We start from the raw sequence: 26,472 nt of genomic DNA on the forward strand, positions 1-26,472 counted from the left end.
CGTGGGTGGTGTGCTCGGTCACGTGGGGGCGTCGGCCGTAGGGTGCGGACATGTGCGGAATCGTGGGGTACGTCGGCGGGCAGTCGGCGCTTGATGTTGTCGTCGCGGGACTGAAGCGGCTCGAATACCGGGGTTACGACTCGGCGGGTGTGGCCGTTCTCGCCGACGGGGGCCTGGCCGCGGGGAAGAAGGCGGGCAAGCTCGTCAACCTGGAGAAGGAACTGGTGGGTCGGCCGCTGCCGGCCGGGACCACGGGCATCGGGCACACCCGGTGGGCCACGCACGGCGGGCCGACGGATGCCAACGCGCATCCGCATCTGGACAACGCGGGGCGCGTCGCCGTCGTACACAACGGGATCATTGAGAACTTCGCGTCGCTGCGGGCCGAGCTCGCCGAGCGCGGGCACGAGCTGGGCTCGGAGACCGATACCGAGGTCGTGGCGCATCTGCTGGCCGAGTCCTTCTCCTCGTGCGGGGACCTGGCGGAGTCGATGCGGCTGGTGTGCCGGCGGCTCGACGGGGCGTTCACGCTGGTCGCCGTGCACGCGGACGAGCCGGATGTGGTGGTGGGGGCGCGGCGGAACTCGCCGCTGGTGGTGGGTTTGGGGGAGGGCGAGGCCTTTCTCGCGTCCGACGTGGCGGCGTTTATCGCGCATACGCGGTCGGCGGTCGAGCTGGGTCAGGACCAGGTGGTCGAGCTGCGGCGGGACGAAAGCGGTGGGGGCGGAGCAGCGGGGGTGTCGGTCGCGGTGACTGATTTCGACGGTGCGCCGGCACAAGTGCGGTCGTACCACATCGACTGGGACTCCTCCGCGGCCGAGAAGGGCGGCTACGACTACTTCATGCTCAAGGAGATCGCCGAGCAGCCGAAGGCTGTCGCCGACACCTTGTTGGGGCGGATCGATGCTTCCGGCTCGCTGCGGCTCGATGAGGTGCGGATCCCAGATGCCGTGCTGCGGGAAGTCGACAAGGTTGTGGTGGTCGCCTGCGGGACCGCCTTTCATGCGGGGATGATCGCGAAACTGGCCATTGAGCACTGGACGCGGATTCCCTGCGAGACCGAGCTGGCGAGCGAATTCCGGTATCGCGATCCCATTCTCGACTCGCGGACGCTGGTGATCGCGATCTCGCAGTCCGGCGAGACCATGGACACGCTGATGGCGCTGCGGCACGCGCGGGAACAGGGCGCGAAGGTACTGGCCGTATGCAATACGAATGGGTCGACCATTCCGCGGGAATCGGATGCGGCGCTCTACACGCATGCCGGGCCTGAGGTCGCCGTCGCTTCCACCAAGGCCTTTTTGACGCAGCTGGTGGCCTGTTATCTGGTCGCGCTTTATCTGGCGCAGGTGCGCGGGGCGAAGTGGGGGGACGAGGTCCGGGGCGTGGTGCGCGAGCTGTCAGAGATCGCGGGGGAGGTGGAGCGGGTCCTGGAGACCATGGAGCCGGTGCGGGAGCTGGCCCGGTCGCTGGCGGGGAAGGACACGGTGCTGTTCCTGGGGCGGCATGTGGGGTATCCGGTGGCCCTGGAGGGAGCACTCAAGCTGAAGGAGCTCGCCTATATGCATGCGGAGGGATTCGCCGCCGGTGAGCTGAAGCACGGGCCCATCGCTCTTATCGAGGACGATCTGCCGGTTGTCGTTGTTGTTCCTTCGCCTCGGGGGCGGTCTGTTCTGCACGACAAGATCGTGTCGAATATTCAGGAAATCAGGGCGCGGGGGGCCCGGACGATCGTGATCGCGGAGGAGGGGGACGAGGCGGTTGTTCCGTACGCCGATCATTTGATTTGGATTCCGGCCACACCGGTCCTTTTGCAGCCGTTGGTTTCCACTGTGCCGCTACAGGTTTTCGCGTGCGAGTTGGCTACCGCTCGGGGCAATGAGGTTGATCAGCCGCGGAATCTGGCCAAGTCCGTGACGGTGGAGTGAGCGCGTGATCATTGGGGTTGGGATTGACGTTGCCGAGATCGAGCGCTTCCGGTTGTCGATGGAACGTACGCCGCATCTGGCCGACCGGCTGTTCCTGAAGAGCGAGTTGAACCTGCCGAGCGGTGAGCGGCGCGGCATCGCCTCGCTCGCCGCCCGGTTCGCGGCGAAGGAGGCCCTGGCGAAGGCGCTGGGCGCGCCGGCCGGGCTGCACTGGACGGACGCGGAGGTGTACGTCGAGGACAGCGGGCAGCCGCGGCTGCGGGTGAGCGGGACGGTGCTGGCGCGGGCGGAGACGCTGGGAGTGCGGTCCTGGCATGTCTCGCTCAGTCACGACGCGGGGATCGCTTCCGCGGTTGTCATTGCCGAAGGGTGAGGTGTTTTTGCAGATGCGTGCTGCTTATGGCGTGGAGACCGTGCGGACCGCCGAGCGGGAGCTGATGGCCCGCCTCCCTGAGGGTGCGCTCATGCAGCGGGCCGCGGCCGGGATCGCGGCGGTGTGCGCGGGGCTGCTGGGGCGTGTTTACGGGTCGCGGGTGGTTCTGCTCGTCGGGAGTGGGGACAACGGGGGCGACGCGCTGTACGCGGGCGCGCGGCTGGCCCGGCGGGGGGCGGGGGTTTCCGCTGTGCTGCTCAACGCGGAACGGGTGCATGGGGGTGGACTTGCGGCGTTGCGGCGGGCTGGGGGGTCTGTGGCCGGTGAGGCATTTGGGGCCCTTGCACGGGCGGATCTTGTGATCGACGGGATCACCGGGATCGGGGGGAAGGGCGGGTTGCGGGACGCCGCTGTGCCGTTGGTGCGGGCCGCGCGGGACTCGGGGGCGGTTGTCGTCGCCGTGGACCTGCCCAGCGGGGTCGAGGCGGACAGTGGGGAGGTGCGGGGGGAGTGCGTGCGCGCCGATGTGACGGTCACCTTCGGTGCGTACAAGCCCGGGCTGCTGATCGACCCCGCGCGGGAGTACGCCGGAGTCGTGCGGCTGGTCGAGCTCGGGCTCGATCTCGAAGCGGCGGAGGCGGACGTCGAGGCGCTGCAGCACGACGATGTGGCCGCGCTGCTGCCGGTTCCGGGGGCGGAGAGCGACAAGTACCGGCGCGGAGTGGTGGGCGTCGTGGCCGGGTCGGAACGGTATCCGGGGGCGGCGGTGCTCGCGGTGGCGGGGGCGCTGCGGGGTGGCGCCGGGGCTGTGCGGTACGTGGGGCACGGGGCGGACGCGGTCATCGCGCGCTTCCCGGAGGCGCTGGTGCACGCGGGGCCGGCGTCGAAGGCGGGGCGGGTTCAGGCCTGGGTCGTCGGGCCGGGGCTGGGGGAGGACGCGGGCGGGGCGCTGGGGGATGTGCTGGCGTCCGATGTGCCGGTGCTGGTCGATGCGGACGGGTTGCGGCCGCTGGAGCCGGCGATGGTACGGGGGCGGGACGCGCCGACGCTGCTCACGCCGCATGCGGGGGAGGCGGCGGCGCTGCTCGGGGTTTCGCGGGAGGAAGTGGAGTCGGGGCGGCTGGTCGCGGTGCGGGAGCTGGCGGCGCTGTACGGGGCGACTGTGCTGCTGAAGGGGTCTACGACGCTGGTGGCGTCGGCTCCGGGGGCGGGGGCGGGTCCCGGGTTTGTGGGGGCGCGGCCGGTGCGGGTGAATCCGACGGGGACGCCCTGGCTGGCCACGGCGGGGAGTGGCGACGTGCTGTCGGGGCTTGCGGGGGCGCTGCTGGCGGCGGGGCTGGGGGCGGTGGACGCGGGGTCGGTTGCGGCGTACGTGCACGGGCTGGCGGGGCGGCTGGCGGCGGGTGGTGCGCCGGTGGGGGCGCTTGACGTGGCGGATGCGGTGCCGGGGGCTTGGCGGGGGGTTGTGGGGCGGGGGCGGGCCGCTCCGGGGGCACCGTTCGGGACTGCATGATTTAGGCGCGAAGCGGTGCCTTCCGCGAAGCCCGCGTCCTGCCCACAAATCACGCTCTACGTCCCGAACTACACCCCCTGCGCGTCCCGCCCCCTCGCGTTGTGGCTCTCCTGGCGGGCCCGTCTCGTCTCCTCCAGGGTGGCTGGTGTTGGGCTGGGGGTGTGAGGTGCGGCGGGGGTGGCGTGGGGCTCTGAGACACTTGGCGCGATGACCGCGATGACTCATACCCCCATGCGCGCCCGCGCCGAGATCGACCTGGCGGCCCTTCGGGCCAACGTGCGGGCTTTGCGTGCTCGCGCGGCGGGTGCCGAGTTGATGGCCGTGGTGAAGTCGGACGCGTACGGCCACGGCGCCGTGCGCTGTGCCCGCGCGGCTCTCGACGCGGGGGCGACCTGGCTGGGCACCGCGACGCCCGAAGAGGCGCTGGCGCTGCGCGCCGCCGGGTTCGACGGGCCGCTGCTGTGCTGGCTGTGGACCCCCGGCGGGCCCTGGCGCGAGGCGGTCGAGGCGGGCATCGACGTATCCGTGAGCGGGATGTGGGCGCTGGAGGAAGTGGTTGCGGCGGCGCGTGCGGCGGGGCGAGTGGCGCGCGTACAGCTGAAGGCCGACACCGGGCTGGGGCGCAATGGGTGCCAGCCTGCCGACTGGCCCGAGCTGGTGCGGCGCGCCCTGGAGGTCCGGGACGCTGTCAGGGTTACCGGGCTCTGGTCGCATTTCGCCTGTGCGGACGAGCCGGGGCATCCGTCGATCGACGTTCAGCTGGCTGTCTTCCGGGATCTGGTGGACTACGCCGAGAAGGCCGGTGTCGAGCCGGAGGTTCGGCACATCGCCAACTCGCCTGCCACGCTGACCCTGCCCGCGACCCATTTCGATCTCGTACGGACCGGCATCGCCATGTACGGCGTTTCCCCGAGCCCCGAGCTCGGCACGCCCGCGGACTTCGGGCTGCGGCCCGTGATGACGCTCGCTGCCTCTGTGGCGCTGGTCAAGCGGGTTCCGCAGGGGCACGGAGTCAGTTACGGGCATCACTATGTGACGGGCGAGGAGACCAGGCTTGCGCTGATTCCCGTCGGGTACGCCGACGGCATTCCGCGCCACGCGTCCGGCAGCGGGCCCGTGCTCGTCGGAGGCAAGTGGCGCCGGGTCGCCGGGCGGGTCGCCATGGACCAGTTCGTGGTCGACCTCGGGGCCGATGTGGTGGAGCCGGGGGACGAGGCTCTGCTGTTCGGTCCCGGCGACCGGGGGGAACCGACCGCCGAGGACTGGGCGCAGGCCGCCGGGACCATCGCGTACGAAATTGTCACCCGCATCGGATCGCGGGTACCGCGCGTCTATGTGAATGAGGACCCCGAAAGCTAGGAGAGCGGCACCGTGAGCGAGAGCAGCGCGCCCGGCGTGGTGGAGGTGGCGGCGGAGGCCGCGACCGCCGCCGCCAACGGCAACTGGCGGCGGGCGGGTGTGGCCGGCGCCGCGATAGGTGTGGTCGCGGCGGGCGCCGCCGCCGGTGTTGCCCTTGAGCGGCTGACGGTCGGCCGCGGCATGCGGAAGAAGGCACGGCTCGCGCTGGATGCCTCGGGTCCGTACGGCGCTCTGCGCGGGATGCCGGGGCAGGCCCCGGCGGACGACGGGACCGAGATCTACTACGAAGTGGACGAGGTGGAGGCGGACGGCGCCTCGTCGGGACCGCGACGGCGCCGGCTCTTCGGGCGTAAGACTCCGGCTCCTGTGACGGTCGTGTTCAGCCACGGCTTCTGCCTGAGTCAGGACTCCTGGCATTTTCAGCGGGCCGCCCTGCGGGGTGTGGTGCGGACCGTCCACTGGGACCAGCGCAGCCACGGGCGTTCGGAGCGCGGTGCGGCACAGGGGCGTGGTGTCGCGGTTGATATCGAGCAGCTGGGACGCGATCTGAAGGCCGTCATCGACGCCGCCGCGCCCGAGGGGCCGCTGGTGCTGGTGGGGCACTCCATGGGCGGCATGACGATGATGGCGCTGGCGGATCAGTTTCCTGAGATCGTCCGCGAGCGTGTGGTCGGTGCTGTTTTCGTCGGTACGTCGTCGGGGAAGCTCGGCGAGGTCAATTTCGGGCTGCCGGTCGCCGGTGTGAACGCCGTACGCCGCGTCCTGCCGCGCGTGCTGCGCGCCCTCGGTACGCAGGCGGAGATCGTCGAGCGTGGGCGGCGGGCGACGGCGGATCTGTTCGCCGGGCTCATCAAGCGTTATTCGTTCGGCTCGAAGGAGGTCGATCCGGCCGTGGCGCGGTTCGCGGAGCGGCTGATCGAGGGGACGCCGATCGACGTGGTCGCCGAGTTCTATCCGGCGTTCACCAATCACGACAAGGCGGACGCGCTGGAGATCTTCGCCGAGGTGCCGGTGCTGGTGCTCGCGGGCGACAAGGACCTGGTGACGCCCAGCGAGCACAGCGAGGGCATCGCGGATCTGCTGCCGGACGCCGAGCTGGTGATAGTCCCCGACGCCGGGCACCTGGTCATGCTGGAGCACCCCGAGGTGGTCACCGACCGGCTCGCGGATCTGCTGGCGCGGGTGGGCGCCGTACCGGCAGCCGCTAACGTTGGGACGTATGGAAGCACCGCACAGCCCGGCGGCTGATGTCACCGCCGTTCTTACTGTTCACTCGCCCGAATTGATGCAGGAGTTCGGGCGCCGGCTCGCCAAAGTGCTGCGGCCCGGCGATCTCGTGATGCTCACCGGCGAGCTCGGCGCGGGCAAGACGACGCTGACGCGCGGGCTCGGTGAAGGGCTCGGGGTGCGCGGCGCCGTGACGTCGCCCACGTTCGTCATCGCGCGCGTCCACCCTTCGCTGACCGGCGGTCCGGCGCTGGTGCATGTGGACGCGTACCGGCTGGGCGGCGGGCTCGACGAGATGGAAGACCTCGACCTCGATGTCTCGCTGCCCGACTCCGTGGTGGTGGTGGAGTGGGGCGAGGGGAAGGTCGAGGAGCTGTCGGACGACCGGCTGCACGTGGTCATCCACCGGGCGGTGGGGGACTCCGACGACGACGTGCGTGAGGTGACCGTGCGCGGTATCGGTGCACGGTGGGCCGGGGAGGACCTGGCCGCGCTGGGTGCCTGACGGAGTCTGGCGTCCGTACGTTCCGACAAGACGTCGGCAAGATGTTGCGCCGGTGCCGCCGCGCGTGGTCACATGGATACCGAGACCTGGTTAGGCCTACCTAACCACGCCTGCTCAACCGGAGCCCAGGAGGCATCCATGCCGGCTTCAGAACGCGACGCGCAAGAGCCTGTCTCCATGCGCGACCTACTGGCCTCGTGTGCGGCGGCCACGGCGGTCTCCACACCGCCGCGGGAGCCTGATGTGGCAGATGTGGCAGATGTGGCAGATGCTGCTGAGGTGCCCGTCGAGGAGCGCTCGGAACAGCGCGACGCCGCGTAGGTCTGTAATCCTTACGAGCGTATTTACGGGACGACGACGACCTTCACGCCGACCGTCGCGAAGCTCCACATCGCGTCGCCGTCGGCGCGCAGCATGCGCACGCCGCCGGTCCTGCTCTTCGGGTCCGGGCTCGGCATCGAGCCGTCGACCGCGGCGCTGAAACCGATCGGGACGCCTTCGAAGGTCAGGAACCGTACGACGTGTTCGACCTGGACTCCGTCGGAGCCGGTGATGATTCCCGAGCGTGAGCCCACCGCGTACGTACCGGGCGGCGGGCTGACCGTGCTCGGCACGACCTTGAACGTCCTGGTCGCCTTGCCCTTGCCGTTCACCAGCCACACCCGCCGCTCGGCCAGCGAGTAGACGACGCGGGTGCCCGTGCCCGACTGGGCCGGCACCGCCAGTACGTCCTTCACCACGGCCGGTCCCTTGGGCGGCTGCGAGGCGTGCGCCGCGGGGGTCTTGCCGACGGCGGGTTCGGCGAGCTGGGCGGGGGAGGGGGCGCTCGCCGACGCCTGGTAGGCGAGGAAAGCGACCGCCGCCACGGCTGCCGCGGTGAGCCCGGCCACGATTCCCGAGCTGCTCCTTGCCACCTTGCTCCACCTCATGTTCGTACTGCGCGCGTATTTGTGGTGACGGTAGCAGCCGGGGCCGGGAAGGACGGGGGACGCCGTGCGACCCGTGCGCGGGCCGTAGGCTGTTTGTGTGCTCCTGCTCGCCGTTGATACCGCCACTCCAGCCGTCACCGTCGCCCTCCACGACGGTGATTCCGTCGTCGCCGAGGCCGGCCAGGTCGACGCACGCCGTCACGGGGAGCTGCTGCTGCCCACCGTCGACCGGGTCCTCGCCGAAGCCGGTCTGAAACTCGACGCCGTGACGGGGGTCGTCGTGGGCGTCGGCCCCGGTCCGTACACCGGGCTGAGGGTCGGGCTGGCGACGGCCGAGACCTTCGGCCTCGTCCTCGGGGTGCCGGTCCACGGGCTGTGCACCCTGGACGGGCTGGCGTACGCCGCCGGGCTGGCCGGGATCACCGGGCCCTTCGCCGTGGCCACCGACGCGCGGCGCAAGGAGGTCTACTGGGCGCGGTACGCCGATGCCCGCACGCGCGTCTCCGAGCCCGCCGTCGACCGGCCCGCCGACATCGCCGAGCAGCTCGCGGACCTGCCGGTCGTCGGCTCCGGGGCTCTCCTTTACCCCGGGGAGTTCCCCGACGCGCGCGGACCCGAGCACCAGTCGGCGGGCGCGCTGGCGTCGCTGGCGGCGGAGAAGCTCGCGGCGGGGGAGGCCGGGGCGTTCCTGCCGCCGCTGCCGCTGTATCTGCGCCGGCCCGACGCGCAGGTCCCCAAGAACTACAAGGTGGTCACCCCGAAGTGACCGCGAGCTTGAGAGAAATGCGCTGGTGGGACATCGACCCGGTGCTCGAACTGGAGCGGGAGCTGTTCCCCGAGGACGCCTGGTCGCCCGGCATGTTCTGGTCCGAGCTCGCCCACGCGCGCGGGCCGCGGGCCAGCCGCCGCTATGTGGTGGCCGAGGAGGAGGACGGCGCGCTCGTCGGGTACGCCGGGCTTGCCGCCGCCGGGGGCCTCGGCGACGTACAGACCATCGCTGCCGCCCGTGATCAGTGGGGGACCGGGCTCGGGTCCCGGCTGCTCACCGAACTGCTGGGGCACGCGAGCGCCTTCGAATGCGCCGAGGTGCTCCTCGAAGTGCGCGTCGACAACACGCGGGCGCAGAAGCTGTACGAGAGGTTCGGCTTCGAGCCGATCGGCTTCCGGCGCGGCTACTACCAGCCCGGCAACATCGACGCGCTCGTGATGCGGCTGACGACGACGACCGACCCGGCGGAACCCGTGACCTCCGTACAAGAACAAGAACAAGAAACCGGGATTCACCATGGCTGACGAACCGCTCGTCCTCGGCATCGAAACCTCCTGCGACGAGACCGGCGTCGGCATCGTCCGCGGTACGACCCTCCTCGCCGACGCGATCGCGTCGAGCGTCGACGAACACGCCCGCTTCGGCGGTGTGGTGCCGGAGGTCGCCTCGCGCGCGCACCTGGAGGCGATGGTTCCGACGATCGAGCGCGCGCTGAAGGAGGCCGGGGTCGCCGCTTCGGATCTGGACGGCATCGCGGTTACGGCGGGTCCGGGGCTGGCGGGTGCGCTGCTGGTGGGGGTGTCCGCGGCGAAGGCTTACGCGTACGCGCTCGGGAAGCCGCTGTACGGCGTGAACCACCTGGCCTCGCACATCTGCGTCGACCAGCTGGAGCACGGTCCGCTGCCCGAGCCGACGATGGCGCTGCTGGTGAGCGGCGGGCACTCGTCGCTGCTGCTCGCCCCTGACATCACGAGCGACGTACGACCGATGGGCGCGACGATCGACGACGCGGCGGGCGAGGCGTTCGACAAGATCGCGCGGGTGCTGGATCTGGGCTTCCCCGGTGGCCCTGTCATCGACCGGCTGGCGAGGGAGGGCGATCCGAAGGCGATCGCGTTCCCGCGCGGTCTGACCGGGCCGCGCGACGCGGCGTACGACTTCTCCTTCTCCGGCCTGAAGACGTCGGTGGCGCGGTGGATCGAGGCCAAGCGCAGGGCGGGCGAGGAGGTGCCGGTGCGGGATGTGGCGGCGTCGTTCCAGGAGGCGGTCGTCGACGTACTGACGCGGAAGGCGGTGCGGGCCTGCAAGGACGAGGGCGTCGACCACCTGATGATCGGCGGCGGCGTGGCGGCCAACTCGCGGCTGCGGGCGCTGGCGGCGGAGCGGTGCGAGCGGGCCGGCATTCAGCTGCGGGTGCCGCGGCCGGGTCTGTGCACGGACAACGGGGCGATGGTGGCGGCGCTCGGTGCGGAGATGGTGGCGCGGGGGCGGGCGGCGTCGGACTGGGATCTGTCGGCGGATTCTTCGCTGCCGGTGACTGAGCCGCATGTGCCGGGTGCCTCGGCTCATGCGCATGACCACGTGCATGAGGTCAGCAAGGACAACCTCTACTCATGAGCGTCGTGCTGATGTGGGAGGCCCGCGCCGTCGAGGGGCGGGGCGCGGAGCTGTTGGAGTGGGCGCGGGCGCAGGCCCGGGTCCTGGCGGGTGAGCCGGTGCGCAGGGAGATCTTGCGGGCGCCGCAGGACCGGGTGCTCGTGATGACGTGGTGGGACGCGGAGTACGACGCCGGCCTGCCGGAACTGCCGGAGCCTGAGCGGGGGTTGGTTACGCGGGCGGTTCATCGCTGGCGTTTCGAGTCGGTCGACGCGGCCTGACGTAGTGTCGGGCGCATGTCTCGCCGTACGCCCCTGCCTCCGCCTCCGCCGCCCGAGCACATACGGGCCTGGCCCGGTCCGGAGGCGATGCTCGCCGACCGGGCGCGGGCCATGGACGAACTGATCGCGCGCGACCTCGGAGCCGGGCGGCTGGTGCGGTTCTGGCTGCTGGTGGGGGGTGCGGCGCTCGGGTGGGGGATCGTCGGGGCGGCCCTTCAGGCGTTCGATGGGCCGGGCGACCCGCTCACCGCGATCTTGGGCGCGGGGTTCGGTGCGGTTGGTCTGGCGTGCGTTGTGGTGTGTTGGATCTTCATCGGGATGGGTGTGTGGCGCGACCGTACGGTCCGTCAGCTGGTGGTGGACTGGGCTGAGGTGGGGCGCGGCCACGGTTTTTCCGCCGCGCAATGGCGACTTCCCGGGCTCAGCCTGGCGTGGCTGCTGTCGTCGGTCGTGGTGTGCGGGCTCGGGTTGTGGTCGTCGCTGGGGTTCGCGGTGCGGGCGCGGCCGGGTTCTGAGACTTACGCGGATGCGGTGTTCTTCATCGGGCTCGGGGTCATTTTGTGGGTGGCCGGGCTGTTCGGGGCGGTGAAGGCGGTGAAGCACTACCGGTGGGCGGTGCGGGCGCTTCGGTAAGGGGCGGGTTGGGGAAGCCCCCGGCAGGACACCGGCCAGCGCAGCGCTACGGGGCCGGGTGGCCGATCAGGACCGTCGGGGCGCCCGCGACTCGGGTGAGGAAGACCGTCGCCGAACGCGGGCCGGACAGTTTCATCTTGCGGCGGAGTTCCTCCGGCTCGATCGCCGAGCCGCGCTTCTTCACCGTCAGTACGCCGACCCCCCGCTCCCGCAGCAGCGCCTTCAGCTTCTTCAGGCTGAACGGGAGCTGGTCGGTGATCTCGTAGGCGGTGGCGTACGGAGTGGGGTGGAGTTCGTCCGCCGTCACGTACGCGATCGTCTCGTCGATCAGGCGGCCGCCCACCTGCCGCGCCACCTCCGCCACCAGATGCGAGCGGATCACCGCGCCGTCCGGCTCGTACAGGTAGCGGCCGACCTTGCCCGGCTCCGGATCCGGCAGGCCGGTGCCGAGGAGGCTGTGCGGGCCGGGGAGCAGGGTGGCCCGGATCGCCTTCGGGGCCGTGCCGAACCAGAACACCGCCTCCTTCACGTCGCCGCCGTCCGAGATCCACTCCGCTTCGGCGTCGTCCGGCACCGCCTCGTGCGGAACGCCCGGTGCGATCTTGAGTGCCGCGTGTGCGGACGTAAGGGCGGCTTCGATCGCCCAGGAGAGCGGCGGGGAGTACGCCTCCGGGTCGAAGATCCGGCCACGGCCGCCGCGTCGCGCCGGGTCTGCGAAGACCGCGTCGTACGGGGATGTGTCGATGGTCGTTACGTCGGCGCAGCGGACCTCGATGAGCGAGGCGAGGCCCAGCTCCTCCGCGTTGGCGCGCGCCACCTCCACCGTCAGCGGGTCGCGGTCGACCGCCAGGACCGAGATCCCGGCGCGGGCCAGCGCGATCGCGTCGCCGCCGATGCCGCAGCACAGGTCCGCCACGCTCCGTACGCCGAGCGCGGCGAAGCGCCCGGCGCGGTACGTCGCCACGGTCGTGCGGGTGGCCTGCTCGACGCCGTTCGGGGTGAAGAACATCCGGTACGCGTCCTCGGCGCCGAACTTCGCCACCGCCCGCTGCCGCAGCCGGGCCTGCCCGAGCGCCGCCGAGACCAGCGGGGCGGGGTGATCGCGGCGCAGCCGCGTCGCGGTCGCCAGCTCGTCCGCGGGGTTGTGGTCGCGGAGCGCGGCGAGGAGGGCGCGGCCCTCTTCGGTGCGCAGGGCGGCGAAGGATTCCACGGCGTCAGGGGTGTCGTTCACGCGGTCAATTGTGGGCCAGCCGGGGGACGGGGCGCGCCCGGTCGCGGTGTCGCCCCGACGACGGTGTCGTGGGCTGACAAGATCCATCGCCATGCAACTAGTACGACAAAAGGAAGAAATGATCGGGAAAGGTGGCCGGCAGGCCCGTATGGTCCTGGCCGTCCTCCTCGTCGCCGCCATCGTCTCCGCATGCGCCACCGAGCCCGCCGGCACGCCGGAGCCGGGCGGACAGCGCGCCGCCGCACCCCCCGCCGGCCAGGAGCAGGCGTACCGGCAGGGGCCCGCCCGGGATCTGGCCGGGTACGCCGAGCAGCTGCGGCGCGCCCAGACCGTGCGCGTCGCCGCCGCCAAGAAGTGGGGGCTCGCACAGCCGCCGCTCGCCGCACCCCCGCCGCCCGCCGTGAAGCCGAAGATCACCACGCGCAAGGGCTTCGGGGCGGGGCGCGGGCTGCCGCCCGTCTTCACCACCGTCCCGGTCGAGGAGAAAGTCGTCTTCCTGACGATGGACGACGGCGCGGAGAAGGATCCGAGGCTGCTGCGGATGATGACCGAGCTGGGCATCCCCTACAGCGCGTTCCTCAGCAACTACCTGGTGCGTGAGAACTACGGCTACTTCGAGCGGATGCAGGCGCGCGGCGTGTCCCTGCACAACCACACCCTCAATCACCGCTACATGCCCGGCCTTTCCTATGCCCAGCAGAAGCACGAGATCTGCGGAATGCAGACCGTCCTCCAGAAGCGGTACGGCAAGCGGCCCCGGCTCTTCAGGCCGCCGTACGGCAACTACAACGCCGACACCCTGCGCGCCGCCCGCTCCTGCGGCATCAAGGCCGTGCCGCTGTGGGCCGCCGAGGCGTTCCCGGACCGGATGGAGTGGCGCGAGTGGGACCGCGACCTGCATCCCGGCGACATCATCCTCACGCACTTCCGCGGCAAGAAGCAGTGGAAGGGCACCATGCCGGACATGATCCGGCGGGTCATGAAGACGGTCACCGCCAAGGGGTACGCCGTCGCCAGGCTGGAGGACTACCTGTGAGGCGCGGGCACCGGCCGCTGGCCGGACTGCTGGCGGCCGGTGCGCTCGCGCTCACCGGATGCGCGCAGTCGGTGGACCCGATCGAGCGGCTGGGGAGGAAGGCGGTGCGCAGCGTGGCGCCGAAGGTCGAGGGGGCGGGGGCGGCGGGGGCGGTGGGAGCCGGCGGGGCCGCGGCCGCCGGGGTGCACGGCGCACCGGCCCCGCGCGCCGGGGCGTACGCGCGGTGGGGACTGCGGGAGCCGCTCCGTCCGGCGCCGGCGCCTCCGGTCCGTAAGCCGGCCCGGCCTTTCGTGGTGGACCGCGTACCGACCCGCGACAAGGTCGTTTTTCTTACCTTTGATGACGGTGCTGAGCGCGATCCGGAGTTCGTGCGGATGGTGGACGAGCTCAATCTGCCGATCAGCATGTTTCTGACGGACAGCGTGGCCTCGCCCGGGTACGACCACTTCGACCGGCTGAGGCGGGCGGGCGGCGGCCTCAGTACGGTGCAGAACCACGCGGTCGGCCACGTCTACCTGCCCGGCCTCCCGTACGCCGGACAGCGCGCCCAGATCTGCGGCCAGCAGGACCGCCTGGAGGCCCGCTTCGGCGCGCGGCCTCGGCTCTTCCGGCCGCCGTACGGGGCGTACAACAACCAGACGCTGCGGGCGGCGGGCGACTGCGGGGTGGACGCGGTGGTGCTGTGGGGTGCGTCGATGCAGATCAACGACCTGCGGTACGCGCACGGCGACCGGCTGCGGCCCGGCGACATCGTGCTCGCGCACTTCCGGGGGCCGGATGAGCTCAAGGGCTCGACGATCAGTGAGATGACGTCGCGGATGTTGCGCCGGATCCAGGAGCAGGGCTTCGCTGTGGCACGGCTGGAGGACTACCTCTGACGGCGGGCGCGGCGGCCCGTGCGGCGCCCGGGCACAGGCGCGTCCGTCAACACGTACGGCGGCGTCGGATTGGCACTCCGCTTGACCGAGTGCTAACCGCGTCATAGTCTCGGCGTTGGCACTCTCCAGTGGGGAGTGCCAGCAGTAGCGACGGGCAGGTCCGGCACCCGCGACGACGGAACCACCTGGTCGCCACCCAAAATCAGTTAACCCCGTGAGATCTCCGAAGGGGGAGACCGGACCGTGACGACCACCAGCTCCAAGGTTGCCATCAAGCCGCTTGAGGACCGCATTGTGGTCCAGCCGCTCGACGCCGAGCAGACCACGGCCTCTGGCCTGGTCATCCCGGACACCGCCAAGGAGAAGCCCCAGGAGGGCGTCGTCCTGGCCGTGGGCCCGGGCCGCTTTGAGGACGGCAAGCGCCTTCCGCTCGACGTGGCCGTCGGCGACGTCGTGCTGTACAGCAAGTACGGCGGCACCGAGGTGAAGTACAGCGGCGAGGAGTATCTCGTCCTCTCGGCTCGCGACGTGCTCGCGATCATCGAGAAGTAGTTCGCCCGAAGATTGCTTTTGAACTGCGCCCCTGGCCCCCAGCGACAGCCGGGTGGCCCGGGGCGCATTTCGTTTGAGAGGACAGAGAAGCTCCATGGCGAAGATTCTGAAGTTCGACGAGGACGCCCGTCGCGCCCTCGAGCGCGGCGTCAACAAGCTTGCCGACACGGTGAAGGTGACGATCGGCCCCAAGGGCCGCAACGTCGTCATCGACAAGAAGTTCGGCGCCCCCACCATCACCAACGACGGTGTCACGATCGCGCGCGAGGTCGAGCTCGACGACCCGTACGAGAACCTTGGCGCCCAGCTCGTGAAGGAGGTGGCGACCAAGACCAACGACATCGCGGGTGACGGCACCACCACCGCCACCGTGCTGGCCCAGGCGCTGGTCCGCGAGGGCCTGCGCAACGTCGCCGCCGGCGCTTCCCCGGCCGCCCTGAAGAAGGGCATCGACGCCGCGGTCAAGGCGATCTCCGAGGACCTCCTCGCGAACGCCCGCCCGATCGAGGACAAGTCCGACATCGCCGCCGTGGCCGGGCTCTCCGCCCAGGACTCGCAGGTCGGCGAGCTCATCGCCGAGGCGATGGACAAGGTCGGCAAGGACGGTGTCATCACTGTCGAGGAGTCCAACACCTTCGGCCTGGAGCTCGACTTCACCGAGGGCATGGCCTTCGACAAGGGCTACCTGTCGCCGTACATGGTGACCGACCAGGAGCGTATGGAGGCCGTCCTCGACGACCCGTACATCCTGATCCACCAGGGCAAGATCGGCTCGATCCAGGACCTGCTCCCGCTGCTGGAGAAGGTCATCCAGGCCGGCGCGTCCAAGCCGCTGCTGATCATCGCCGAGGACGTCGAGGGCGAGGCCCTGTCGACCCTGGTCGTCAACAAGATCCGTGGCACCTTCAACGCCGTCGCGGTGAAGGCTCCCGGCTTCGGTGACCGCCGCAAGGCCATGCTCGGCGACATCGCCACCCTCACCGGTGCGACCGTCATCGCCGAAGAGGTCGGTCTCAAGCTCGACCAGGCCGGTCTCGACGTGCTGGGCTCCGCCCGCCGTGTGACCGTCACCAAGGACGACACGACGATCGTCGACGGCGGCGGCGACTCCGCCGAGGTGACCGGCCGCGTCAACCAGATCAAGGCCGAGATCGAGTCCACGGACTCCGACTGGGACCGCGAGAAGCTCCAGGAGCGCCTCGCGAAGCTGGCCGGCGGCGTGTGCGTGATCAAGGTCGGCGCCGCCACCGAGGTGGAGCTCAAGGAGAAGAAGCACCGTCTGGAGGACGCCATCTCCGCGACCCGCGCCGCGGTCGAGGAGGGCATCGTCTCCGGTGGTGGCTCCGCTCTGGTCCACGCCGCCAAGGTGCTCGAGGGCGGCCTCGGCATGACCGGCGACGAGGCGACGGGTGTCGCGGTCGTCCGCCGCGCCGTCGTCGAGCCGCTGCGCTGGATCGCCGAGAACGCCGGCCTCGAGGGCTATGTCATCACCGCCAAGGTGAGCGAGCTCGACAAGGGCCACGGCTTCAACGCCGCGACCGGCGAGTACGGCGACCTGGTCAAGGCCGGCGTCATCGACCCGGTCAAGGTCACCCGCTCCGCGCTGGAGAACGCCGCGTCCATCGCGTCGCTGCTGCTCACGACCGAGACCCTGGTCGTCGAGAAGCCGGCCGAGGACGAGGCGGACGCCGGTCACGGCCACAGCCACTGACGTCGTACGTCGCACAAGGCCCTCGTTCCCACCGCTGAGCAGCGGTGGGAACGAGGGCCTTTCGCGTACGTGTCAGCGCATGGCGCCGATCTGCCGCATCAGGCCCATGGCGTCCATGTGCCACCAGCCTTCCTGGATCTTGCCCTCGTGGCAGCTGAAGACCGTGGTGCCCGTCATGGTGCACTTCTTGCCCGTGGGAGCGACACCCATGAACTCACCCTTGTGAGTGCCGGTCCAGGTCCACAGCGTCACCACGTCGTCGCCCTCGGCCACCTGCTTGGTGATCTCGAAGCTGAAGTCGAAGCCGTTGCGCCAGGTGGTCACGTCGCTCCTGATGACGTCGGCGCCGGCCGTGGTGTCCTCCTCCTTCATGATGTCGTGGTCCCGGTAGTCGGCCGCGAACACCTCTTCGACGGCGTCGAGGTTGCCGCCGACGGCGATCTCGTCGAAGAACCGGTTGCACAGGTCCTTGTTCAACTGTTCGTCGCGGACCACATCGAGGTCGGTGAACGACGGCATCCCGTCACAGAGCGCCACCATCTCCTGGAAGGTGCGGTCGGTCTCCGGCAACTGGGAGTTCTTCATCGCCTCTTCGTACGATGGGAATTCGACGATCTCGACGTAGTGGTTCTTCTCGGACCGGTCATTGCCGATGATGTTGTGGGTGGCAGTCCGCTTGCCCTTGGTCTGCTCGGTCCACCTGTCCATGAGGCGGTTCATGTCTTCCAACCGCTCGGTCTTGTAGTCGATCAGCTGTACGAATTTCACGACGTCTCCCGAGCCTGCGAGTGGGGTATCGGATACGTCCATTTTAGTGAAATATGGCGTTTGTGCCGTCTCGGCCGAGTCGTAAGGGTCGTACCCGCACCCCAGGAGGCGCCGAGGTGGCTTCAGCAGAGTTTGATCATTCAACCGCGATCCATTGACCTTCGATCGGTCCAGCTTCTAGATTCCGGCACGGACTCCGGCAAGCAGGGGAGCATCATGCCGTTCGGGAACCGCGACGACTGGGAATCGACGGCGGACCAGCTCCTGCTGGCCGTACGCCCCCACGCCACCCCGCGCCGCGCCCTGATCAACCTCCCCGGCTCCCGCCCCAGTTGCTCCGGGCCGCGCTCCGACGGTCTCGAAGGCTATGCGCGTACGTTCCTGCTCGCCGCTTTCCGGGTCGCCGGCGCGCAAGGCCACGACCCGCACGGCCACCTCGCCCGCTACGCCGAAGGCCTCACCGCGGGCACCGAAAACCCGGTGAGCGACAGTGAGTTGACGCCCGCAGCCCCCGAGTCCTGGCCGCTCATGGCGGACGTACGCCAAGCCGTCGTCGAATCCGCCTCCATCGCCCTCGCCCTGCGCCTCACCCGCCCCTGGCTCTGGGACACCCTCGACGAGCGCACCCGCGCCCGCACCGTCGACTGGCTGCTGCCCGCCCTCGCCCCGTCCCCCGTCGACAACAACTGGTGGCTCTTCGGCCTCACCGTCGCCGGATTCCTCCAGGACCTCGGCATCGAGACCGACCGCGCGCGGGGCACCATCGACCGCTCCCTCGCCCGCATCGAGGAATGGCACCTCGGCGACGGCTGGTACAGCGACGGCCCCAACCGCGCCTTCGACCACTACAACGCCTGGGCCCTGCACTTCTACCCCGTCCTGCACGCCCACCTCGCGGGCGACGAAGCACTCCTCGCCCGCTACGGCCCGCGCCTGCACGCCCAACTCGAAGCCGGGACCAGGATGTTCGACGCCAACGGTGCCCCCATGCCGTACGGCCGCTCCCTCACCTACCGCTTCGCCGCCGCGGCCGCCCCCTGGCTCGGCGCACTCACCGGCCACACACCCCTCACGCCGGGCGCCACCCGCCGCCTGGCCTCCGGCACCCTGCGCTACTTCCTCGACCGGGGCGCGGTCGGCGCCGACGGGCTGCTGACGCTGGGCTGGCACGGCCCGTACGCCCCGGTCATCCAGGGCTACTCAGGCCCGGCCTCCCCCTATTGGGCCGCCAAGGGCTTCCTCGGCCTCCTCCTCCCCGCCCACCACCCGGCCTGGACCGACCCCGAAGAGCCGCTGCCCGCCGAGACCCGGGACGCCGTCACCACCCTCGGCCCGCCGAACATGCTGATCCAGTCCACGGCGGCCGACGGTCTCGTACCAAGCTTCGGCCGGGTCACTGAGGTCCGTACTTCCGGCCCGTCTTCGAACTGATCCCTCCCAGCAGCCCACGAGGCGCCAGCTTCACCGCGCCCATCAGCGCCTTGTACCGCGGGTCAGGCACCGACACCGTCTTCCCGCGCGCCAGATCACCCATCGCCGCCGCCACCAGCTTGTCCGCGTCGAGCCACATCCACCCCGGGATGTTGTCCGTCCCCATCCCGGCCCGCTCATGGAATTCCGTACGTACGAAACCGGGGCACAGCGCCATCAGCCGCACCCCGCTCCCCGCCAGGTCCCGGGCCGCGCCCTGCGTGAACTGCACGACCCACGCCTTCGAGGCGCCGTACGTCCCGCGCGGTACGAAGGCGGCGACGGACGCGACGTTGACGACGCCGCCGCGCCCCCGCTCCTTCATGCCGGCCGTGGCAGCCGCCGTCAGCCGCAGAACCGCCTCGCAGTGCACCTTCAGCATCGTCAGCTCGTCGGCCATGGACACTTCGAGGAAGCGCCCCTTGTTGCCGAAGCCCGCGTTGTTGACCAGCAGATCCACCGGATGCCTGCGGTCCGACAGCCGCGCCTCGACGGACGCGATCCCGGCGTCCGTCGACAGGTCCGCGGTCAGCACCTCCGCCTCGATGCCGTGCAGATCGTGCAGTTCTGTCGCCTGTTCCTGGAGCCGCTCGGTGTCGCGGGCCACCAGCACCAGGTTGTGCCCGTCCGTGGCGAGGCGCCGCGCGAAGGCGGCGCCGATGCCTGCTGTCGCTCCGGTAATCAGTGCAGTCGTCATGCGGGGCACGTTAGTGCCCCGCCTGTCCCTGCCGCCCGCCCCGCCCGCCAGGCTTTGCGGCCCAGGACTGTCAGGAGACGTACTTGCGCGCCGCCAGTGCCTCCAGGTGCAGCGCCTCACCGGCCGCGAGCGTGCGCGGCAGCAGCTCGCGCTCCGTCGTCGCGGCCCTGAACTGCAGGCTGACCGTGACGTCGTGGTCCGGCCGGTGCAGGATCTCGATGGCGTCGCCCGCCCGTATCCCGCCGGGCTCGATCACGCGCAGGTACGCCCCGGGAGCGGCCTGCCGCGTGAAGCGCTTGACCCAGCCCTTCTCGCCGAGGGCCTGCGCGAACGTACGGCACGGAATGCGGCTGGAGGTCACCTCCAGGACCAAGGCGGCGCCGACGCGCCAGCGTTCGCCGATGAGCGCGCCGTTCACGTCGAGCCCGAGGGTGGTGAGGTTCTCGCCGAACGAGCCGTTGGCCAGCGTGCGCCCCAGCTCGCGCTCCCAGCCGTCGAGGTCCTCGCGCGCGAAGGCGTACACCGCCTGGTCGTCACCACCGTGGTGGCGCTTGTTGCACACGGCGTCCCCGACCAGGCCTCCCGCCCCGACGCCCTTGGGCCCGGGCGCCACCACCCGAACGGGCCCGTCGACGGGCTGCTTGTTGATGCCGGTGGTGCCACCCGGAGCGTCGGCGTAGTCCATGGCCTCGGCGCGGCCCATGTTCACGGTCAGAAGCTTCATGGCCGAACGTTAACCGGCCATGACTCAAAGTCGCTCGCCAGTAATCTGCGGCAAACCCAAGAGGCGCTTATGCTTGAAGGGTGATCGAAGCCCGTCATCTCCGTATCCTGCGCGCCGTGGCCGCCACCGGCTCCTTCTCCGCCGCCGCGCGCGAACTCGGCTGCACGCAGCCCGCCGTGAGCCAGCAGATGAAGGCCCTCGAACTGTCCGCCGGCACCACGCTGCTCATCCGTACGGGCCGCGAGATGCGCCTCACCCAGGCGGGCGAGGTCCTGGTCCGGCACGCGGTCGGCATCCTCGCCGGGCTGACCGCCGCCGAGGAGGAGGTCGCCGCCATCGCGGGCCTGCGCGCCGGACGCGTACGCCTGGTGTCGTTCCCCAGCGGCAGCTCCACCCTCGTCCCCACCGCGCTGGCCGCCCTGCGCGCCGCCCACCCCGGCACCCGCGTGTCGCTGGTCGACGCGGAGCCCCCGCGCTCGGTCGAGATGCTGCGCGAGGGCGACTGCGACGTGGCGCTGGCGTTCCGTTACGGGCCCGGCGGCGCCGCCGAGGACTGGAACGACCTGGTCGTACGCCCGCTGCTCACCGACCGTCTCGTCGGCCTGGTCCCCGAGGGGCACCGGCTCGCGGACGCGGGTCAGGTCGGCATCGGGGAACTGGCCGACGAGCCGTGGATCGCGGGCTGCCCGCGTTGCCGCAGTCAGCTGGTCGAGGCGTGCGAGAGCGCGGGCTTCACGCCCCGGATCGATTTCGCGACCGACGACTACCCGGCCGTGATCGGCCTGGTCGGCGCCGGCCTGGGGGTCGCGGTCCTGCCCGAGCTGGCGATGGAGTCCGTACGTCCGAAGGGTGCGCGCACCGTGGCGGTGGAACCGGCCGTGCGGCGCGAGATCGTGGCGCTCACACTCCCGGACCTGGCTCAGGTGCCGGCGGTGGCGGCCACACTCGACCAGCTGGCGCTGGCCGCGGCTCGCTGAGCGGCGTCAATGCAGGGGGCTGATGCGGTCCTCGGCGCTGGCTGCGGTCCTTGGTGCGGCCATGGCGCAGAAACGTTCCTTCAGAGGGTTGGCTTCATGTGGTCGGCGTGGGTGGCGGGCCCGGTCGAAGCCGTGATGAGGCGGTTGCGCGCGCGGCCCATCAGCTCTTCTCGCTCGTCCTCGGTCAGTCCGCCCCATACGCCGTAGGGCTCACGCACCGCAAGGGCGTGCGCCGCACATTCCGCGCGTACCGGGCACCTCATGCAAACCTCCTTAGCCGAGTTCTCACGCGCACTCCGCGCCGCGCCCCGCTCTCCCTCCGGATGAAAGAAGAGCGAGCTGTCCACCCCGCGGCACGCTGCGAGCAGCTGCCAGTCCCACAGGTCGGCGTTGGGTCCGGGAAGGCGGGAGAAATCTGCCATTGCTTGTCCCCTTGCATCGATGCATCGAGAGTGCGTCTGGACCGTGAGGTGGCATCTACTTGTGCAAGTAGATGTAAATATGACTCATTGCGAATCTAGCCACAGACACCAGCAAAACGGAAGAAAAGCCGCTAAATGGGGCATAGCTTTACTTTCGGGGTGTGGCAACCTCTGATGCGCTTCTCTGCGACCGAGCCCTCACGTAGAGTGCCGATGGCGGCCGTCCGACCCGTAACTCTTTCGAGTGACCGTCGTTGAGAGTGCGAGGCGGTTGAAAGAACAAGCGATCGGGCAAGTGTCCGAGAGCGTCAACCGCACAGGTGACGAAATATGTACCAGCCTGGAGGCTCAAGGTGACGCGCAGCAGCTGTGAGAGCCGCGGAGGACAGCTATGACATCCGTCCTCGTCTGCGACGACTCCCCGCTTGCCCGAGAGGCGCTCCGCCGGGCGGTCGCGACCGTGCCCGGTGTGGAGCGCGTGACGACAGCGGCGAACGGCGAGGAAGTGCTCCGCCGCTGGGGCGCCGACCGCTCGGACCTGATTCTGATGGACGTACGCATGCCCGGTCTGGGCGGCGTCGAGACCGTGCGCCGGCTGCTCTCCGCGGACCCGGGCGCCCGGATCATCATGCTCACGGTCGCCGAAGACCTCGACGGGGTCGCGCTCGCGGTCGCCGCGGGTGCCCGCGGCTACCTGCACAAGGACGCCTCGCGCGCCGAACTGCGTGCGACCGTCACCCAGGCGCTCGCCGACCCGACCTGGCGGCTCGCCCCGCGCCGGCTCAGGTCGGCGGAGATGGGTGCGGCGCCGACGCTCACCGCGCGTGAGATCCAGGTGCTCGAAGGCATGAGCCACGGACGCTCCAACGCCGAGATCGGCCGTGAGCTCTTCCTTTCGGAGGACACGGTCAAGACCCACGCCCGGCGGCTCTTCAAGAAACTCGGCGCCTCGGACCGGGCGCACGCGGTCGCGCTCGGATTCCGCTGGGGCCTGGTCCGTTAGGACCGGGACCGGTGCGCTCCCGCGCGGGTGCTGTTACGACGTGCCCCGTCCGCCGTCCGGCGGGCGGGGTCACGGACGCCCGTGCCCCTTTCCGTCGCCGATGCCGCATCCTTGAGGGGTGGAGTTCCTCGGGGACGATTCGGTCGAGCGGGAGGGGAGGGCTCAGGAGATGAGTTCCGGCGTACCTGCTCATAACGCTTCGGTGCACAACTACGGACGTGGTGCCGCGGATGGCTCGGGGTCAAGGCACCATGGACCGATGCGCGACGACGAGACGACGGTGATCGGTGCACTCGTCCGACGTGCCGTCGAGGGCGACGAGCAGGCGACGCACGATCTGCTGGCCCGCGTCCATCCGCTGGCTCTGCGCTACTGCCGCACCCGGCTGAGCCGACTGCCCGGTGACGCCCGCCACTTCGTGGAGGACCTGGCGCAGGAAGTCTGCGTCGCGGTCCTCATGGCGCTGCCGCGCTACAAGGACACCGGAAGGCCCTTCGAGGCCTTCGTCTTCGCCATCGCCGCGCACAAGGTCGCCGACCTCCAGCGCGCCGCGATGCGTCACCCCGGTTCGACCGCCGTGCCGTCCGACGAGATGCCGGAGCGGCCCGACGACTCCCTCGGCCCCGAGGAGCGCGCGCTGCTCAGCAGCGACGCCGAGTGGGCGAAGAAACTTCTGGCAAATCTTCCCCAGGCGCAGCGCGAGCTGCTGGTGCTGCGGGTCGCGGTCGGGCTCACCGCCGAGGAGACCGGGCAGATGCTGGGCATGTCCCCGGGTGCCGTGCGGGTCGCGCAGCATCGCGCGCTCAGCCGGCTGCGGGCGCTCGCCGGGCAGTAACGGCCGATGCGCCCGGTCCTCCCGCGTGCCGTGCCTGCCGTACGAACGTACAGACTCTGTGGGTGATCTTGCTCGTGGAATGAGACACGTTGCGATCCCGTTAGCATGGACATCCGCGCCGAGCAAGACCATTTGGGAAGGTGTCAGGCATGACTGCCAACGTCGATGGAGTGCCCGAGAAGTTCGCGATGCTCGGGCTTACCTACGACGACGTGCTGCTGCTGCCTGGCGCGTCGGACATGGCCCCCGACCAGATCGACACTTCCTCGTACATCTCGAAGAACGTACGGGTGAACGTCCCGCTGCTGTCCGCCGCGATGGACAAGGTCACCGAGGCACGCATGGCCATCGCCATGGCCCGCCAGGGCGGCGTCGGTGTCCTGCACCGCAACCTGTCGATCGCCGACCAGGCCAACCAGGTCGACCTCGTCAAGCGCTCCGAGTCCGGCATGGTGACCGACCCGATCACCGTGCGCCCGGACACCACGCTCGGTGAGGCCGACGAGCTGTGCGCCAAGTTCCGCATCAGCGGCGTGCCGGTGACGGACGCGGCGGGCAAGCTGCTCGGCATCGTCACCAACCGCGACATGGCCTTCGAGACCGACCGCGCCCGCCAGGTCCGCGAGATCATGACGCCGATGCCGCTCGTCACGGGCAAGGTCGGCATCTCCCGCGTCGACGCGGTCCAGCTGCTGCGCCGCCACAAGATCGAGAAGCTTCCGCTGGTCGACGACTCGGGCATCCTCAAGGGCCTCATCACGGTCAAGGACTTCGTCAAGGCCGAGAAGTACCCGAACGCCGCCAAGGACGCCGAGGGCCGGCTGCTCGTCGGCGCGGCCGTGGGTGTCGCCGGTGACGCGTACGAGCGCGCCCAGGCACTCATCGAGGCGGGCGTCGACTTCGTCGTCGTCGACACCGCGCACGGTCACTCCCGGCTCGTCGGCGACATGGTCGCCAAGATCAAGTCGAACTCGACGGTCGACGTCATCGGCGGCAACGTCGCCACCCGCGACGGCGCCCAGGCGCTCATCGACGCCGGCTGCGACGGCATCAAGGTGGGCGTCGGACCCGGCTCCATCTGTACGACCCGCGTCGTCGCCGGCATCGGCGTCCCGCAGGTCACCGCGATCTACGAGGCCTCGCTCGCCGCGAAGGCGGCCGGTGTGCCGGTCATCGGCGACGGCGGCCTCCAGTACTCCGGCGACATCGCGAAGGCGATCGTCGCGGGCGCCGACACGGTGATGCTCGGCTCGCTGCTCGCGGGCTGCGAGGAGTCGCCGGGCGAGCTGCTCTTCATCAACGGCAAGCAGTTCAAGTCGTACCGCGGCATGGGCTCGCTCGGCGCGATGCAGTCCCGCGGCCAGGCCAAGTCGTACTCCAAGGACCGGTACTTCCAGGAGGGCGTCGGCACCGACGACAAGCTCGTCCCCGAGGGCATCGAGGGCCAGGTGCCCTACCGGGGTCCGCTCTCCGCCGTCGTGCACCAGCTCGCGGGCGGCCTGCGTCAGTCGATGTTCTATGTCGGCGGCCGGACGATTCCGGAGCTTCAGCAGAACGGCCGGTTCGTACGGATCACCTCGGCGGGCCTCAAGGAGAGCCACCCGCACGACATCCAGATGACGGTCGAAGCGCCGAACTACAGCAGGAAGTAACCTCGCACGTACACGCTGAGGGGCGGCCCCGGAGATTCCCGGGGCCGCCCCTCGCATGTGTGTCGGGGATACTGGAACGGCATACCAAGAGGGAAAGGCCACACACGTGACTGAGATCGAGATCGGGCGCGGCAAGCGCGGCCGCAGGGCGTACGCGTTCGACGACATCGCCATCGTGCCGAGCCGGCGCACCCGGGACCCGAAGGAGGTCTCGATCGCCTGGCAGATCGACGCCTATCGTTTCGAGCTGCCGTTCCTGGCCGCTCCGATGGACTCTGTCGTCTCGCCGCAGACCGCCATTCGCATCGGTGAGCTGGGCGGTCTGGGCGTACTGAACCTCGAAGGTCTGTGGACGCGGTACGAGGACCCGGAGCCGCTGCTCCAGGAGATCTCGGAACTCGACGACGAGACCGCGACCCGCCGCCTCCAGGAGATCTACGCCGCCCCCATCAAGGCGGACCTGATCGGGCAGCGCATCAAGGAGGTGCGCGACTCGGGTGTCGTCACCGCCGCCGCGCTGTCTCCGCAGCGTACGGCCGAGTTCTCCAAGGCCGTCGTCGACGCCGGTGTCGACATCTTCGTGATCCGCGGGACCACGGTCTCCGCCGAGCACGTGTCGGGCGCCGCCGAGCCGCTGAACCTCAAGCAGTTCATCTACGAGCTCGACGTCCCGGTCATCGTGGGCGGCTGCGCGACGTACACCGCCGCGCTCCACCTGATGCGTACGGGCGCGGCCGGTGTCCTCGTCGGCTTCGGCGGCGGCGCCGCGCACACCACGCGCAACGTGCTGGGCATCCAGGTGCCGATGGCGACCGCGGTCGCCGATGTGGCCGCGGCGCGCCGCGACTACATGGACGAGTCCGGCGGCCGGTACGTGCACGTCATCGCCGACGGCGGCGTGGGCTGGTCCGGCGACCTGCCGAAGGCCATCGCCTGCGGCGCGGACGCCGTGATGATGGGCTCCCCGCTGGCCCGCGCGACGGACGCGCCGGGCCGCGGCCACCACTGGGGCATGGAGGCCGTCCACGAGGACGTGCCGCGCGGTAAGCGCATGGACCTGGGCGCGGTCGGCACGACCGAGGAGATCCTCCTCGGCCCGTCGCACACCCCGGACGGTTCGATGAACCTGTTCGGTGCGCTGCGCCGCTCGATGGCGACGACGGGCTACAGCGAGCTCAAGGAGTTCCAGCGCGTCGAGGTGACGGTCTCCCCGGCCGAGCACAAGCGCTGAGACACCCGGCCGAACCTTGGGGCCTGAAACGCCGACCGAGCGTTTCAGGCCCCGTGCTGTGTCCGGCTTCCACACCGGCCCTGTGGGCTGACGGCTCGTCGGATCGCTTGGAGGGAGGCTCGGGATACTGGATGCTCAGATCTTGATCAAATTGAATCGAAGTGCCATCCAG

Annotated in this window: 27 protein-coding genes and 1 pseudogene; 22 read left to right on the plus strand and 6 right to left on the minus strand. The window is 70.3% G+C overall.

Translation table 11 applies throughout. The annotated features are described in order from the left end of the window. The first annotated feature begins 50 nt into the window (after positions 1-50). The 7 genes from glmS (at position 51) to J7E96_RS29240 (ending at position 7,226) form a co-directional block, all read left to right on the plus strand. The gene (glmS, locus tag J7E96_RS29210) at positions 51-1,928 is read left to right on the plus strand and encodes a glutamine--fructose-6-phosphate transaminase (isomerizing) (protein ID WP_215135535.1); all 1,878 of its coding nucleotides are present in this window, start codon (positions 51-53) and stop codon (positions 1,926-1,928) included. Between the two features lie 4 nt (positions 1,929-1,932). Continuing rightward, positions 1,933-2,301, plus strand: a complete 369-nt coding sequence (locus J7E96_RS29215; protein ID WP_215135537.1) for a holo-ACP synthase — start codon at positions 1,933-1,935, stop codon at positions 2,299-2,301. A 13-nt stretch (positions 2,302-2,314) separates the two neighbouring features. Next, a complete protein-coding gene (locus J7E96_RS29220) occupies positions 2,315-3,814 on the plus strand; it encodes an NAD(P)H-hydrate dehydratase (RefSeq protein WP_215135539.1) in 1,500 nt (499 codons plus the stop codon). A 216-nt stretch (positions 3,815-4,030) separates the two neighbouring features. After that, positions 4,031-5,173 carry an alanine racemase gene (gene alr, locus J7E96_RS29225; RefSeq protein ID WP_251070611.1) on the plus strand — a complete coding sequence of 381 codons (1,143 nt, stop codon included), beginning with the start codon at positions 4,031-4,033 and terminating at the stop codon, positions 5,171-5,173. A 12-nt stretch (positions 5,174-5,185) separates the two neighbouring features. Then, positions 5,186-6,421: an alpha/beta fold hydrolase gene (locus tag J7E96_RS29230; protein ID WP_215135541.1), complete on the plus strand. Its 1,236-nt coding sequence runs from the start codon at positions 5,186-5,188 to the stop codon at positions 6,419-6,421. Beyond that, positions 6,393-6,905, plus strand: coding sequence for a tRNA (adenosine(37)-N6)-threonylcarbamoyltransferase complex ATPase subunit type 1 TsaE (gene tsaE / locus J7E96_RS29235; protein ID WP_215135543.1), 513 nt, complete (start codon positions 6,393-6,395; stop codon positions 6,903-6,905). Before J7E96_RS29230 ends, tsaE begins: the two co-directional genes overlap by 29 nt. Before the next feature lie 138 nt (positions 6,906-7,043). Further along, positions 7,044-7,226 carry a hypothetical protein gene (locus J7E96_RS29240; RefSeq protein WP_215135545.1) on the plus strand — a complete coding sequence of 61 codons (183 nt, stop codon included), beginning with the start codon at positions 7,044-7,046 and terminating at the stop codon, positions 7,224-7,226. 23 nt (positions 7,227-7,249) lie between these two features. Here the strand turns inward: J7E96_RS29240 and J7E96_RS29245 are convergent, their stop codons facing one another. Further along, the gene (locus J7E96_RS29245) at positions 7,250-7,819 is read right to left on the minus strand and encodes a hypothetical protein (protein WP_308296184.1); all 570 of its coding nucleotides are present in this window, start codon (positions 7,817-7,819) and stop codon (positions 7,250-7,252) included. A 112-nt stretch (positions 7,820-7,931) separates the two neighbouring features. Between J7E96_RS29245 and tsaB the strand changes: the two genes are divergently transcribed. The 5 genes from tsaB (at position 7,932) to J7E96_RS29270 (ending at position 11,113) form a co-directional block, all read left to right on the plus strand. Continuing rightward, a complete protein-coding gene (gene tsaB / locus J7E96_RS29250; RefSeq protein WP_215135549.1) occupies positions 7,932-8,600 on the plus strand; it encodes a tRNA (adenosine(37)-N6)-threonylcarbamoyltransferase complex dimerization subunit type 1 TsaB in 669 nt (222 codons plus the stop codon). A gap of 17 nt (positions 8,601-8,617) precedes the next feature. Continuing rightward, positions 8,618-9,127, plus strand: coding sequence for a ribosomal protein S18-alanine N-acetyltransferase (rimI, locus tag J7E96_RS29255; protein ID WP_215135624.1), 510 nt, complete (start codon positions 8,618-8,620; stop codon positions 9,125-9,127). Further along, positions 9,120-10,220 (plus strand): tRNA (adenosine(37)-N6)-threonylcarbamoyltransferase complex transferase subunit TsaD, encoded by a 1,101-nt coding sequence (gene tsaD, locus J7E96_RS29260; RefSeq protein WP_215135551.1) that lies wholly within the window; start codon positions 9,120-9,122, stop codon positions 10,218-10,220. Before rimI ends, tsaD begins: the two co-directional genes overlap by 8 nt. Beyond that, complete coding sequence (locus J7E96_RS29265) at positions 10,217-10,480, plus strand: hypothetical protein (RefSeq protein ID WP_215135553.1); 264 nt, start codon at positions 10,217-10,219, stop codon at positions 10,478-10,480. The genes tsaD and J7E96_RS29265 overlap by 4 nt, the downstream gene beginning before the upstream one ends. 111 nt (positions 10,481-10,591) lie before the next feature. After that, positions 10,592-11,113, plus strand: a complete 522-nt coding sequence (locus J7E96_RS29270; protein ID WP_215135555.1) for a hypothetical protein — start codon at positions 10,592-10,594, stop codon at positions 11,111-11,113. A gap of 46 nt (positions 11,114-11,159) precedes the next feature. On the opposite strand, the gene J7E96_RS29275 is transcribed toward J7E96_RS29270, so the two are convergent. Further along, a complete protein-coding gene (locus tag J7E96_RS29275; protein WP_308296187.1) occupies positions 11,160-12,353 on the minus strand; it encodes a methyltransferase domain-containing protein in 1,194 nt (397 codons plus the stop codon). Positions 12,354-12,435: 82 nt separating this feature from the next. On the opposite strand from J7E96_RS29275, the gene J7E96_RS29280 reads away from it, so the two are divergent. The 4 genes from J7E96_RS29280 to groL all read left to right on the plus strand — a co-directional run bounded on the left by J7E96_RS29280 (position 12,436) and on the right by groL (position 16,521). Then, entirely contained in the window at positions 12,436-13,380 is a 945-nt protein-coding gene (locus J7E96_RS29280; protein WP_215135557.1) for a polysaccharide deacetylase family protein, read from the plus strand. Next, positions 13,377-14,258 carry a polysaccharide deacetylase family protein gene (locus J7E96_RS29285; RefSeq protein ID WP_308296185.1) on the plus strand — a complete coding sequence of 294 codons (882 nt, stop codon included), beginning with the start codon at positions 13,377-13,379 and terminating at the stop codon, positions 14,256-14,258. Before J7E96_RS29280 ends, J7E96_RS29285 begins: the two co-directional genes overlap by 4 nt. A 243-nt stretch (positions 14,259-14,501) precedes the next feature. Continuing rightward, a complete protein-coding gene (gene groES / locus J7E96_RS29290; RefSeq protein ID WP_215135559.1) occupies positions 14,502-14,810 on the plus strand; it encodes a co-chaperone GroES in 309 nt (102 codons plus the stop codon). Positions 14,811-14,904: 94 nt separating this feature from the next. Then, positions 14,905-16,521 (plus strand): chaperonin GroEL, encoded by a 1,617-nt coding sequence (groL, locus tag J7E96_RS29295; protein WP_215135561.1) that lies wholly within the window; start codon positions 14,905-14,907, stop codon positions 16,519-16,521. A 72-nt stretch (positions 16,522-16,593) separates the two neighbouring features. Here groL and J7E96_RS29300 read toward each other — a convergent pair whose 3' ends face one another. Next, the gene (locus J7E96_RS29300) at positions 16,594-17,289 is read right to left on the minus strand and encodes an ester cyclase (RefSeq protein WP_215135563.1); all 696 of its coding nucleotides are present in this window, start codon (positions 17,287-17,289) and stop codon (positions 16,594-16,596) included. A 216-nt stretch (positions 17,290-17,505) separates the two neighbouring features. On the opposite strand from J7E96_RS29300, the pseudogene J7E96_RS29305 reads away from it, so the two are divergent. Beyond that, a pseudogene (locus J7E96_RS29305) lies at positions 17,506-18,666 on the plus strand (DUF2264 domain-containing protein); the annotation flags it as partial. Between the two features lie 16 nt (positions 18,667-18,682). Here J7E96_RS29305 and J7E96_RS29310 read toward each other — a convergent pair. After that, positions 18,683-19,456, minus strand: a complete 774-nt coding sequence (locus J7E96_RS29310; RefSeq protein WP_215135565.1) for an SDR family oxidoreductase — start codon at positions 19,454-19,456, stop codon at positions 18,683-18,685. A gap of 70 nt (positions 19,457-19,526) precedes the next feature. Further along, positions 19,527-20,180, minus strand: a complete 654-nt coding sequence (locus J7E96_RS29315; protein WP_215135567.1) for an MOSC domain-containing protein — start codon at positions 20,178-20,180, stop codon at positions 19,527-19,529. 80 nt (positions 20,181-20,260) lie between these two features. Between J7E96_RS29315 and J7E96_RS29320 the strand changes: the two genes are divergently transcribed. Beyond that, the gene (locus J7E96_RS29320) at positions 20,261-21,157 is read left to right on the plus strand and encodes a LysR family transcriptional regulator (RefSeq protein ID WP_215135569.1); all 897 of its coding nucleotides are present in this window, start codon (positions 20,261-20,263) and stop codon (positions 21,155-21,157) included. 80 nt (positions 21,158-21,237) lie between these two features. Here J7E96_RS29320 and J7E96_RS29325 read toward each other — a convergent pair whose 3' ends face one another. Then, on the minus strand, positions 21,238-21,579 hold the full coding sequence (locus J7E96_RS29325) for a WhiB family transcriptional regulator (protein ID WP_215135571.1): 342 nt from the start codon (positions 21,577-21,579) through the stop codon (positions 21,238-21,240). Positions 21,580-21,970: 391 nt separating this feature from the next. Here J7E96_RS29325 and J7E96_RS29330 point away from each other — a divergent pair, with 391 nt between their 5' ends. The 4 genes from J7E96_RS29330 to J7E96_RS29345 all read left to right on the plus strand — a co-directional run bounded on the left by J7E96_RS29330 (position 21,971) and on the right by J7E96_RS29345 (position 26,300). Further along, positions 21,971-22,582 carry a response regulator transcription factor gene (locus J7E96_RS29330; RefSeq protein ID WP_003948568.1) on the plus strand — a complete coding sequence of 204 codons (612 nt, stop codon included), beginning with the start codon at positions 21,971-21,973 and terminating at the stop codon, positions 22,580-22,582. Between the two features lie 259 nt (positions 22,583-22,841). Further along, complete coding sequence (locus J7E96_RS29335; RefSeq protein ID WP_028812321.1) at positions 22,842-23,417, plus strand: sigma-70 family RNA polymerase sigma factor; 576 nt, start codon at positions 22,842-22,844, stop codon at positions 23,415-23,417. A 149-nt stretch (positions 23,418-23,566) separates the two neighbouring features. Next, a complete protein-coding gene (gene guaB / locus J7E96_RS29340; protein WP_215135575.1) occupies positions 23,567-25,069 on the plus strand; it encodes an IMP dehydrogenase in 1,503 nt (500 codons plus the stop codon). Positions 25,070-25,175: 106 nt separating this feature from the next. Then, positions 25,176-26,300, plus strand: coding sequence for a GuaB3 family IMP dehydrogenase-related protein (locus J7E96_RS29345; RefSeq protein WP_215135577.1), 1,125 nt, complete (start codon positions 25,176-25,178; stop codon positions 26,298-26,300). Positions 26,301-26,472 lie beyond the last annotated feature (172 nt).

Origin of the sequence: Streptomyces sp. ISL-96 (assembly GCF_018614035.1) — a bacterium.
GTDB lineage: Bacteria > Actinomycetota > Actinomycetes > Streptomycetales > Streptomycetaceae > Streptomyces.

What these genes read in the sequence shown, in the direction of transcription:
- glmS (WP_215135535.1), top strand. Translation starts at nt 51, where the DNA reads ATGTGCGGAATCGTGGGGTACGTCGGCGGGCAGTCGGCGCTTGATGTT.
- J7E96_RS29220 (WP_215135539.1), top strand. Translation starts at nt 2,315, where the DNA reads ATGCGTGCTGCTTATGGCGTGGAGACCGTGCGGACCGCCGAGCGGGAG.
- alr (WP_251070611.1), top strand. Translation starts at nt 4,031, where the DNA reads ATGACTCATACCCCCATGCGCGCCCGCGCCGAGATCGACCTGGCGGCC.
- tsaE (WP_215135543.1), top strand. Translation starts at nt 6,393, where the DNA reads ATGGAAGCACCGCACAGCCCGGCGGCTGATGTCACCGCCGTTCTTACT.
- J7E96_RS29240 (WP_215135545.1), top strand. Translation starts at nt 7,044, where the DNA reads ATGCCGGCTTCAGAACGCGACGCGCAAGAGCCTGTCTCCATGCGCGAC.
- rimI (WP_215135624.1), top strand. Translation starts at nt 8,618, where the DNA reads ATGCGCTGGTGGGACATCGACCCGGTGCTCGAACTGGAGCGGGAGCTG.
- tsaD (WP_215135551.1), top strand. Translation starts at nt 9,120, where the DNA reads ATGGCTGACGAACCGCTCGTCCTCGGCATCGAAACCTCCTGCGACGAG.
- J7E96_RS29265 (WP_215135553.1), top strand. Translation starts at nt 10,217, where the DNA reads ATGAGCGTCGTGCTGATGTGGGAGGCCCGCGCCGTCGAGGGGCGGGGC.
- J7E96_RS29270 (WP_215135555.1), top strand. Translation starts at nt 10,592, where the DNA reads ATGGACGAACTGATCGCGCGCGACCTCGGAGCCGGGCGGCTGGTGCGG.
- J7E96_RS29280 (WP_215135557.1), top strand. Translation starts at nt 12,436, where the DNA reads ATGCAACTAGTACGACAAAAGGAAGAAATGATCGGGAAAGGTGGCCGG.
- groL (WP_215135561.1), top strand. Translation starts at nt 14,905, where the DNA reads ATGGCGAAGATTCTGAAGTTCGACGAGGACGCCCGTCGCGCCCTCGAG.
- J7E96_RS29310 (WP_215135565.1), bottom strand. Translation starts at nt 19,456, where the DNA reads ATGACGACTGCACTGATTACCGGAGCGACAGCAGGCATCGGCGCCGCC.
- J7E96_RS29315 (WP_215135567.1), bottom strand. Translation starts at nt 20,180, where the DNA reads ATGAAGCTTCTGACCGTGAACATGGGCCGCGCCGAGGCCATGGACTAC.
- J7E96_RS29325 (WP_215135571.1), bottom strand. Translation starts at nt 21,579, where the DNA reads ATGGCAGATTTCTCCCGCCTTCCCGGACCCAACGCCGACCTGTGGGAC.
- J7E96_RS29330 (WP_003948568.1), top strand. Translation starts at nt 21,971, where the DNA reads ATGACATCCGTCCTCGTCTGCGACGACTCCCCGCTTGCCCGAGAGGCG.
- J7E96_RS29335 (WP_028812321.1), top strand. Translation starts at nt 22,842, where the DNA reads ATGCGCGACGACGAGACGACGGTGATCGGTGCACTCGTCCGACGTGCC.
- guaB (WP_215135575.1), top strand. Translation starts at nt 23,567, where the DNA reads ATGACTGCCAACGTCGATGGAGTGCCCGAGAAGTTCGCGATGCTCGGG.